This window comes from Actinotalea sp. C106 (assembly GCF_023630195.1).
Taxonomy (GTDB): Bacteria; Actinomycetota; Actinomycetes; order Actinomycetales; family Cellulomonadaceae; genus Actinotalea.
Window position 1 is genome coordinate 1 of the sequence record NZ_JALPKN010000561.1, and the last position, 903, is coordinate 903.

The 903-nt window shown below is 75.6% G+C and carries 2 protein-coding genes; both read right to left on the reverse strand.

What is annotated here, in order from left to right; genetic code table 11:
• Positions 1–485 (reverse strand): response regulator transcription factor (locus L0B03_RS18480; RefSeq protein WP_250448555.1); only part of this gene is annotated, 485 nt, incomplete at its 3' end.
• Positions 475–903, reverse strand: a 429-nt coding sequence (locus L0B03_RS18485) for a sensor histidine kinase (RefSeq protein ID WP_374205033.1), incomplete at its 5' end; no start/stop codon positions are given. The genes L0B03_RS18480 and L0B03_RS18485, both read right to left, overlap by 11 nt.

Below are 903 nucleotides of genomic sequence, written 5' to 3' on the forward strand. Positions count from 1 at the left end.
TCGGGCCCCTCGACCCCTTCGGCGCGGCGGCCCGCGACGGCGCGGGAGATCACGGCCCGCGTCACCTCGGGGGCCAGCAGCGCGTCCCCCGCGGCCACCGAGCGCACGCCGTCGACCAGCTGCTCGGGGCGGGAGTTCTTCAGCAGGAAGCCCGAGGCCCCCGCGTCGAGGGCCTCGACCAGGTAGTCCTCGCGGTGGAAGGTGGTGAGGATCAGCACCCCGGCGTGGATCTCGGGGTCGGCGACCACCAGGCGGGTGGCCTCGAGGCCGTCCATGTCCGGCATCTGCACGTCCATGCAGATGACGTCGGGCTGCAGCGCGCGGGCCTGGTCCAGGGCCTGCCGCCCGGTGCGGGCCTCGCCCACCACGGTGAGGTCCGGCTGGGCGTCGAGGATGGTCCCGATCCCGGCACGCACCAGCTCCTGGTCGTCCACGAGCAGCACCCGGAACGGGCCCGTCCGGGTGGTCTGGTCATCAGTCGTCACGGTCGCTCCTCAGCGGTACCTGGGCTCGGACGAGGAACCCGCCGCGCTGTCGCGGTCCCGCCTCGAGGGTCCCGCCGTCGGCGGCGACCCGTTCACGCATCCCGACCAGACCCAGGCCCGAGGAGGGCGCACCCGCGCGCCGGCCCCCGGCCCCGTCGTCGGACACCTCGAGCTCGACCGCACCGGGCAGGTAGCGCAGACGGACGTCGGCCCGGGCGCGCACCCCGCCGTGCTTGCGGGTGTTGGTGAGCGCCTCCTGGGCGATCCGGTACAGGTTGAGCGAGACCAGGGGCGGCAGCGGCACCGGGTCGCCGACCACCTGGAAGGTCACCGCCAGGCCCGCCTCGCCCGCCCGCTCGACCAGCTCGGGCAGGCGCGCCACGCTCAGCGAGCCGACGCCGTCGGGCCCGTGCCTGCC